The sequence below is a fragment of the Kitasatospora nipponensis genome (assembly GCF_039528135.1).
GTDB classification, from domain to species: domain Bacteria; phylum Actinomycetota; class Actinomycetes; order Streptomycetales; family Streptomycetaceae; genus Kitasatospora; species Kitasatospora nipponensis.
On sequence record NZ_BAAALF010000449.1, the window covers coordinates 1 to 1,472 of the forward strand.

General features: G+C 78.9%; 1 protein-coding gene and 1 pseudogene. Both read right to left on the bottom strand.

What is annotated here, in order from left to right:
• Nucleotides 1-2: 2 nt before the first annotated feature.
• Nucleotides 3-554: a nickel pincer cofactor biosynthesis protein LarB gene (larB, locus tag ABD323_RS41085; protein ID WP_344447203.1), complete on the bottom strand. Its 552-nt coding sequence runs from the start codon at nucleotides 552-554 to the stop codon at nucleotides 3-5.
• Between the two features lie 10 nt (nucleotides 555-564).
• Nucleotides 565-1,472, bottom strand: a pseudogene (locus ABD323_RS41090) (hypothetical protein); the annotation flags it as partial.

A 1,472-nucleotide genomic window follows, 5' to 3' on the forward strand; every position in this document is an offset into this window, starting at 1 on the left:
GATCACGGCAGATCCCTCCGACCCTGGGCGATCCGGGCCTGGGCGATCCGGTGCACGGCCATCGCGGCGCCGAAACCGGAGTCGATGTTGACGACCGTGACACCGGCCGCGCAGGAGGCGTGCATCGCCAGCAGTGCGGTGACCCCCTCCAGCGAGGCGCCGTAGCCGGTCGAGGTGGGGACCGCGACGACCGGGCCGCGCACCAGACCGCCGACCACGCTGGCGAGCGCACCCTCCATACCGGCGACGACGATCACCGCATCCGCCGCCTCGAGTTCCTTCCTGACCTGGAGGATCCGGTCCAGGCCCGCCACCCCGACGTCATGGATGGCAGTGGCGTTCAGACCCACCGCCCTCGCCACGGCGTACGCCTCGGCCGCGACCGGGCGGTCGGAGGTCCCGGCGGCCACCACCGTGACGGTGAAGTCCGTACGCTCGGGGGCCCGCCACACCAGCAGCCGGGCCTCGGCGTCGTACGACCCGCCGCCCACCGCGCCGAGCACGGTCTCGGCGACCTCCGGGGGGGCCCGGGGGGCGGGCGGCGGGTGAGGCACGGCCCGGGGCTCAGCCGGTGGCCGGCAGCGTCAGCACCTGGGCGCGCCGGCCGTCGGTGTCGAGGTGGTGGACCAGCAGCAGCCGCGCCGGGCCCTGGCCGGTGCGGCGCACCTCCAGCACGGTGCCCGGCGCCTCCGGGCCCAGCAGCGCCGGCGGACCGCCGATGCCCACCCGGACGTCCACCGCCGGGTGCAGCACGTCGAACTCCAGCGTCGGGCGGGTGCCGGCCAGTCCGATCGCGGTCAGCACGTGCGCGGGATCGGGCTTCGCCTGCGCGAAGCCGGTCCACAGCGCGTAGTGCAGCCGCCCGCCGGAGGCGCGCAGCCCCGGCAGGACGGCCAGCCTGACCGGCAGCACCACCGTGTCGCTGTCCAGCAGGTCGGTGTCGCTGTCGCCCCAGCGGCCGCCCAGCGGCTGGACGTCCAGCTCGCGCCCGGTGCGGGCGTCCAGCGTGCGGGCCACCAGGACGTCGCTGCCCGGCAGCCGGTCCGCGGCCACCAGGACGTCGGCCACCCCGTCGCCGTCGGTGTCCAGCGCGGCGCGCACGGCGGTGCCCCCCACCGGTGTGGCGGCCGGCGCCCAGGTCGTGGCGGCCAGGTAGAGGGTGCCGTCGGCCAGCGGGTCCGCGCCGGCCGCGGGGGCGTCGCTGGCCGCGCCCACCGCCCGCAGGTGGTCGGCCGGCTCGGTGCCGTGCTCGACGCAGGGCGCCCGGCCCTCGGTGCCGGCGGCGGCCGAGCCGGGCTCGGCGCCGGCGTCCGTGCCACCGCTCGCGGCGCCGGGTGGTGCGGCCTTGCCGTCGAGGGGGCAGTCCGCCCGGCGGGCGCCCTCGCCGCCCAGCGCGAAGGCGCTGAGCAGCCCGGTCGGCCCGGTCGGGGCGTCGTGGGGGGGGCCGGCGGGGGGGGGGGGGGGGGGGGTGG